The organism is Bacillota bacterium, assembly GCA_030705925.1.
Lineage (GTDB): Bacteria > Bacillota > Clostridia > Oscillospirales > Feifaniaceae > JAUZPM01.
Window position 1 is genome coordinate 1 of the sequence record JAUZPM010000085.1, and the last position, 7,469, is coordinate 7,469.

Here is a 7,469-nt window from a genome sequence, read left to right on the forward strand (position 1 = left end):
CTTTTTGCGCTCTATAGATTTATTTTTATCGCTACTGTCCTGTGCTGATATTATATGCTTCAGAAATGCGGTCAATCCGATTCCATCCATTTTCGTTTACGAAGGTTAACGTTTGTTCATAGGTGCCTGCATATCCAGCTGACGTAGCGTATTCAAAAATCACAACCGCTTCGTTATCACCAAGCTTCAAATCCCCGTTTTGACCCACTCTTACTTCGTAACGAGCGATCCACGGGCTGGAAACACCCGTTACCCACCCTGAGGAATCAAGCATTTCATATGACTTCGATTCCAAATCTCTGCTCATAAACAGGTATTGCGCTCTGCCATCACGCATTTTCATTGCTTCTGCCCATCTTGCCGCAACAGACCCGACATCGTTTTTTGCCGCTATGTGCTGGAACAAGCGCAAAACTGTTGCTATAGACTGTTCCGTGGTGTACGTTTCCTTTGGTGCAAATCTGCCATCGCCTACGCCGTTCATAATGTCGTTTTGTGTCACCCAATACACATAATCTTTTGCCCAATCGGCAATATCACTGTTATCGGCATAAGATACGCAAGCGGATTGAGCGGGATCATAAAGTTTCGCGCAGTTATATAATATTTTTGCGGCTTCTTGCCTTGTAATATTGCCATCAGGATCAAAGCATCCGTCATCCCTGCCGCCGATTACACCCAACCGATATAAAGCACATACCTCAAAACCGGGATATTCGTCATCAGGAAAGCTGATTTGTGTACTGGTGTCAACGCCTTTTCTTTCAAGAAGAGAATTTAACTCCCCTGATATATCATACGGATGTGTGCCTCCTTCTTTATTCTGCAATCGGCAAATCATATATCCGGCCAGTCTGCAGAAGTTTTCCCTTGATATGGGCTGAGTATATCCTGTCGTTAAATCAATCGGAAGGATATTAGCGGAAGCGGCTGACTTTATTTCGGGCAAAGCCCATTCGGAAGCACCTGAAAGGCACTCTCCAAGCACATCATTTTCCGGGTAAAATGGCTGTTCGTCCGAGGGCACGGCCAGGTTTTTATATTTCTCAGCCATACTGCTGCAAGCGGTGTATAAGGCGTTTCTCGCATTTCCAATGTACGGACGGTACCAGATATAGTTATCTTCACCGAACCCCGCACATGCAAAAAAGCTGCCCAAAGTCAGCGTTCTTTTTGTTCCGTCTTCCATGTAAAAATTGAAATAATAATCTTTGGCTATGTCTTGTATTTTCGGCATGGTGAATCGCTCCATAGAAAAGCCCCAATGGACATTGAGCAGACTTTTTGCATCGGCCAGATCCAAATGAGCACTGCGCCCATCCGAATATACGATGGTCACGCTCTTTACGTCGTCGGGAGAGGAAATGCCAAAAACGTCTTGGAATGCCGCACTTTCGGAATACTTTTCCACCCCGGAACCAGCAAGTGCGTAAGGTGAAAGAGAAAAAAAAGCCGCCATAGAAATAATTAAGACATTGCGAATGATTTTTTTCAAAATAGGTCCCACTCTTATAATAATATTCATATATAATAAAATATAGCTAAAACCATAATTGAATTATAAGTCATTACAGGCATTCAAGTCAATAATAACCCGCGGTCAGATATGCTTGCTGTAGTAGTGCCGCATATCACTCACATCTCCGCATATTATTTTTTTTTAATATTTGAAATATAAATTGACTTAATTTTTTTGGTATGGTAAAATTAAGAATGTTAAACATTTGACAATTTATGTGTGAAAGCACAAAGTTTATAAAGGAGAGGAAAAATATGAATAGGGTTTACAACTTTTCAGCAGGTCCATCTGTTCTGCCGGAAGAGGTTATGAAAATCGCGCAAAGCGAGATGCTGTGCTATGGCACCAGCGGCATGTCCGTTATGGAGATGAGTCATCGATCTAAAGACTTTGAAGCAATCATAGGCTCAGCTGAGGAACTGCTGCGTGAACTCATGGGTATTCCCTCAAACTATAAAGTGCTCTTTTTACAGGGCGGCGCATCGATGCAGTTCGCGGCTATTCCGATGAACCTGATGACAAAGTACGGAAAGGCACAGTTCATCAACACAGGCATGTGGTCTAAAAAAGCTATCGCTGAAGCAAAACGCTTTGGTATCGCAGATGTTGTCGCAACAAGTGAAGACAAGAATTTCTCCTATGTTCCAAAGGTTCCGGCATCCGCATTTTCACAGGATGTCGACTATGTCTACACCTGCGCCAATAACACAATATTCGGCACACGTTATAACTACGTTCCTGAAACAGGAAACGTTCCCCTTGTATCGGATATGTCCTCATGCATTCTTTCCGAGCCTGTAGATGTTTCAAAATACGGTCTTATCTTTGCGGGCGCTCAGAAGAATATGGGACCTGCGGGACTTACCGTTGTCATCGTCCGTGAAGATCTTATCGGCAAAGAGATGGAAAAGACACCGACAATGCTCAAATATTCGACACAGGCAGAAAACGGCTCAATGTACAACACACCACCTACATACGCTGTCTATATATGCAAGCTCGTGCTTGAATGGCTGAAGGCTAAGGGCGGACTTACCGCTATGCAGAAGATCAACGAGGAAAAGGCCGCTATCCTCTATAAATTCCTTGAAGAATCCAAGATGTTCAATTCCACAACAGTTAAAGAAGACCGCTCGCTTATGAACATTCCGTTCGTTACAGGCAATGACGATCTTGACAAGCTGTTCGTTAAGGAAGCCACCGCTGCTGGTTTTGTCAATATCAAAGGTCACCGTTCAGTCGGCGGCATGAGAGCAAGCATCTACAACGCTATGCCGGTCGAAGGCGTTTCAAAACTCGTTGAATTTATGAAGGAATTCGAAGTTAAAAATAAGTAAGGAGTTTTGTCATGTTTAATATAAAGCTTTACAATAAAATCGCCGCCTGCGGGCTGCAGTGTTTTGACGCCGCTCATTATACCTGCGCTGAGGAAATAGACAATTACGACGGTATCCTCGTACGCAGTGCCGCTCTACACGAGGTTGAATTTCCTAAAACATTAAAGGCTATCGCCCGTGCTGGCGCCGGCGTCAACAATATCCCGATAGACAAGTGCTCAGAGGCTGGCATCGTTGTATTCAACACCCCGGGCGCTAATGCAAACGCTGTTAAAGAGCTTGTAATCGCCGGTCTTCTTCTTTCTTCAAGAAAAATAAACGACGGTATCGCATGGGCAAAAACTTTGACTGGAGACGACGTTGCTAAGCAGGTCGAAAAAGGCAAAAGCGCATTTGTAGGCCCTGAGATCGAGGGCAAGACGCTTGGCATCATTGGTCTTGGCGCGATCGGCGTAATGGTTGCTAACGCTGCAGAAGCTCTTGGAATGAATGTTCTCGGCTATGATCCTTACATTTCTGTTGACGCTGCATGGGGGCTTTCACGCTCTGTCCAGCGCGCAAAAGATCTTTCAGCTATAATAAAGAATTCAGATTATATCACGATCCACGTTCCGCTAAATCCGGAAACGCGCGGAATGATCAACGCTGATATTATGAACAGCATGAAAAAAGGCGTTCGCATCCTGAACTTCGCCCGCGGCGAGCTTGTAAATGACGACGATATGGAAGCAGCACTTGCAAGCGGTCAGGTCGCCTGCTATATCACTGATTTTCCGAACGGAAAGACAGTTAAAATGCCTGGCGTCATCCCTGTCCCGCACCTTGGCGCTTCAACGCCTGAATCCGAGGACAATTGCGCTGTTTACGCCTGCAGAGAGCTAGTTGACTATCTTGAAAACGGAAACATCAAAAACTCTGTCAACTTCCCTGATATGGAGCTTCCGCGCACAACTCATAAGCGTATCTGCGTTATACACAAAAACATGCCAAACATGATCTCTCCCCTTACGGCTGTTCTGTCAGGCAAGGGCATTAATATAGAGAACATGTATAACAAATCAAAAAAGGACAACGCTTACACAGTTCTTGAAATTGACGGCGACATTCCTGCCGGAGTCGACAGCGAGATACTTGCAATTCCGGAAGTTAAACGTGTCCGTATAATATAGTATCAAAAAAATGAGCGCCCTGTACAAAACGTACAGGGCGCATTTTTTTGTTTTTGTTGATTGGATGTTTATGTTATAATTAGTTTCATTAAAAATAAAGAAGGCAGGATCATGAATACAAACGTTATAATACGTATGGCAGCCACGGCAGATGCAGAGGAAATTTTGAGAATATACGCTCCTTATGTAAAAAGCACTGCTATCTCTTTCGAATATGATGTTCCATCTGTTGAAGAATTTGCTGAGAGGATCAATAACACATTAAAAAAATATCCATATATACTAGCTATAGAAAACAATCAGATCATCGGTTATGCATATGCGTCATCATTTAAGGGACGTGCTGCGTATGACTGGGCAGTTGAAACTACTATTTACATAAGGCAGGATTGTCATGGCAAAGGCATAGGCAAAATATTATATTTGCATTTGGAAGAAATATTAAAGAGGCAGAATATCCTTAACCTGAATGCGTGCATAGCCTATACATCTTCTGAAAATGCTCACCTTACCAATGCCAGTACATATTTTCATGAGCGTTTAGGATATAAGAAAGTCGCTCATTTTAAAAAATGCGGATACAAGTTTGGAAACTGGTATGATATGATTTGGATGGAGAAAATTATCGGAGAGCACTGCGCAAATCCAAAACCATTTATTCCAGTTTCAGAACTGTGAATAGTTAAAGTGGCTTATCTCAAAGGATAAGCCACTTTTTTCGAGTACTTAGAGCGCTATTTTCAGATAAATATGGGCTGTATCTGTCTGTTTTCAAGCGCCGCCTCCAATGTCGGAATGATCATTTTCATATCAGCAACGACCGAGCGCGGTTTGTTTTCGGGATCATCCTGTTTCATAGGAACGAGATAGTAGTGTTTGCTGTTTAACAGCATTCCTATATTTTTGGCGTTTGCCGCAAGCGCATCGTTGCTGGACACGGCGACTACGATATTTTTTCCGTTTCTCATATGCGCTTTAGCCGCAAGAGTCACAGATGTGTCAGCGATGCCGGCTGCAAGTTTTGCAAGTGTATTCCCCGTACAGGGTGCTACGACTAGAATATCCAGCATTTTTTTAGGTCCTATAGGCTCGGCTGCCTTGATGGTGTGTATTATGTCTTTTCCGCATATGTCTTTTATCGTTTTATTGAAATCCTCGGCATTGCCGAAGCGTGTGTCTGTCTCATAGGCCGTGTCGCTCATTATTGGCTGAACGTCATATCCTTTTTCAACAAGCTGCTTCAGTACGGGAAGGACGGCTGAAAACGTGCAGAATGAACCGCACAGCGCGAAACCGACCCGTATCTTTTCATCCATTAAAAACCCTCCTCTTCCGCGATGTTGACAACCGTTTCTTCAATGATCCTGCCAGCGGTGATCGGGGCAACTTTGCCGGGAAGCGACAAAGCCCATATGACTTTCCTGCGCAGCCTTCCCGCAGCGGTGAAATCTACTCCTCCGGGTTTCGACGCAAGGTCTATGATAAGCACATCGTCTTTAACAGCCCGAAGCAGTTTTTCATCTAAAACAAGGCTTGGCACAGTGTTTATGATAAGATCAAATTTATCACAAATTTCCTCAAGGCCGCGATATCCTGCTGCCGCATAGCCATATGCCCGTATCCAGGCGGAGTCCTTGTGGCTTCTGACCGCAACTGTTACACGCGCCCCCAGAGCGTCAAAGTTTTTTGCAAGCATTTTTCCGACGCGTCCGTAACCGCAGATAAGAACCTCCGACTCCCAGAGTGTGATAGGCATCTCGCTTATCGCAAGCTCCAGCGCGCCTTCACAGGTCGGCACGGCGTTCAGGATGGACATTTCCTCCCGATCAAGATAATCGAACAGTTTTATATTTCTCTCTCTTGCAAGATCAGCAAGATAATCGTCGACTTTTCCGGCAAGCACAATACTTGAACTGGATATATTTTTAAATAATGTAGCTATATCAATCTTTTGGTCAGAAAACGGTGCATTGATGTTTTCGTTGTCGTTTGAAAACGTGAGCGGAAGTACAATTACGTCTGCTTCTTTGGCGATTATGTACGCGTCACCCGAAGGCAGCTTTTCATTGTCGAACACGTGTGTTTCAAATCCGGCAATCTTGACATTAAAACCCTTTTCAGCAAGACCTTTGGCAAGGCTTATAAAGCGCATATCACCGCCGATAACAGCAAATTTTGTATTGTTATTCATTACTTATGACCTCCAATTTGCAATTGCCGCATGTGCAGGCATTGAAACGATCGCATGGGTATAGGGATATTTCCCATAACCCTAATATATGGTATGTCTGCTTGGGGTCATAAGTGCAGGGCGCTGTAAAAAAAGAAGACATGAAAAAAGCGCCAAAGTCAGCTTAAAGCTTTCCTGGCGTTTTTTTGTATATTTTATTATTTGTTAATGTTAATGTCTCCTGAGGTGGTTTTGACGGTTATTACACTGCCGCCGTTTTTATAAACGCAATTTCCTTTTTTGTCGCCGCCTGTTCTGGTAAGCGCGAAATCGCTGTCAAAGTCGCCAGAAACTGTGCTGTATCTAAGATCAAAGCCATCGTTTTCAGGCAGGTAAAGTTTGACGTCGCCCGAAATGTCCGAAAGATCGGTTTTTTGGGGCATTGAGCTTGAAAGGATGTCAAAATCGCTTGAAACGCCGTCCGCTTTGATTTCCTTCATATCACCCTTTATGTTTATATCGCCTGAAACGGTGTGGTAATATGCTGAATCAGCTTTGATGCCGCTGCCCGAAACGTCACCAGACGTGGTGTCTATCTTTAGATCCCCACTGTTTATATTATTGACTTTTATAGATGCTGAAGTCGTATCTATAACTGCGCTTTTTGATTCTACATTGCTAATGATAACATCTCCGCTTGCTATTCTCGCTTTTAAGTCCTGAAGCTGATCTTTAGGCACCGTTATATCAACGCTGACATGCTGAGAGAACCATCCAAAACTTAAGAATCTGCTAACTCTCTTATCAGACGATACCATGAGAGTGTCGCCGTTTTTAGCAGCTTTAACATGGCTGTTTTTCCCGTCGGTGTATTCAGTGACTTTAAGCTCGCTTCCCTCTTTTATATTTAGTTTAGCATCGGCAAAGTCAATATTTATCGAACCGGCGCTGCCCTCAAAAATAGTCTTCGGCGTATCCCGGGCCACGTCCAATATGTCATATATGTCAAAGGAAAAAAAACCGGGAAATCCATCTGTCACAACGGAGCTTATGAGAATAAATATCAGAAAAACCGCAATGATAGCCCATGTTACGAATCTGATGATAGCCGCACTCCTCATTACTTATCCCCTTTTCTGTCCCATATCAAGAAAAGCTTTTATCAAAGAGTATTTATTCTCTTTAAATTCAGTTTCAAACAACTTCTTCTTTTTCTCTCTGATTTCTTTTTGTCCAAGAATAGTATCTACTTCTTTTTCATAGGTAAGGTTGTC

At 43.4% G+C, this 7,469-nt stretch carries 7 protein-coding genes; 3 read left to right on the forward strand and 4 right to left on the reverse strand.

The window, feature by feature from the left end; translation table 11 throughout:
• Positions 1-31 precede the first annotated feature (31 nt).
• The gene (locus Q8865_10390) at positions 32-1,525 is read right to left on the reverse strand and encodes an S-layer homology domain-containing protein (GenBank protein MDP4153823.1); all 1,494 of its coding nucleotides are present in this window, start codon (positions 1,523-1,525) and stop codon (positions 32-34) included.
• Positions 1,526-1,773: 248 nt separating this feature from the next.
• Between Q8865_10390 and serC the strand changes: the two genes are divergently transcribed.
• From serC to Q8865_10405, 3 genes are all read left to right on the forward strand, one after another.
• The gene (gene serC / locus Q8865_10395; GenBank protein ID MDP4153824.1) at positions 1,774-2,856 is read left to right on the forward strand and encodes a 3-phosphoserine/phosphohydroxythreonine transaminase; all 1,083 of its coding nucleotides are present in this window, start codon (positions 1,774-1,776) and stop codon (positions 2,854-2,856) included.
• An 11-nt stretch (positions 2,857-2,867) separates the two neighbouring features.
• Positions 2,868-4,025: a phosphoglycerate dehydrogenase gene (locus Q8865_10400; protein MDP4153825.1), complete on the forward strand. Its 1,158-nt coding sequence runs from the start codon at positions 2,868-2,870 to the stop codon at positions 4,023-4,025.
• A 111-nt stretch (positions 4,026-4,136) separates the two neighbouring features.
• The gene (locus Q8865_10405; GenBank protein ID MDP4153826.1) at positions 4,137-4,703 is read left to right on the forward strand and encodes an N-acetyltransferase family protein; all 567 of its coding nucleotides are present in this window, start codon (positions 4,137-4,139) and stop codon (positions 4,701-4,703) included.
• Between the two features lie 62 nt (positions 4,704-4,765).
• Here Q8865_10405 and Q8865_10410 read toward each other — a convergent pair whose 3' ends face one another.
• The 3 genes from Q8865_10410 to Q8865_10420 all read right to left on the reverse strand — a co-directional run bounded on the left by Q8865_10410 (position 4,766) and on the right by Q8865_10420 (position 7,316).
• Positions 4,766-5,341, reverse strand: coding sequence for a dipicolinate synthase subunit B (locus Q8865_10410; GenBank protein MDP4153827.1), 576 nt, complete (start codon positions 5,339-5,341; stop codon positions 4,766-4,768).
• Positions 5,341-6,216, reverse strand: a complete 876-nt coding sequence (dpsA, locus tag Q8865_10415; GenBank protein MDP4153828.1) for a dipicolinate synthase subunit DpsA — start codon at positions 6,214-6,216, stop codon at positions 5,341-5,343. Before dpsA ends, Q8865_10410 begins: the two co-directional genes overlap by 1 nt.
• A 197-nt stretch (positions 6,217-6,413) precedes the next feature.
• Complete coding sequence (locus Q8865_10420) at positions 6,414-7,316, reverse strand: DUF4097 family beta strand repeat-containing protein (GenBank protein ID MDP4153829.1); 903 nt, start codon at positions 7,314-7,316, stop codon at positions 6,414-6,416.
• Between the last annotated feature and the right edge of the window lie 153 nt (positions 7,317-7,469).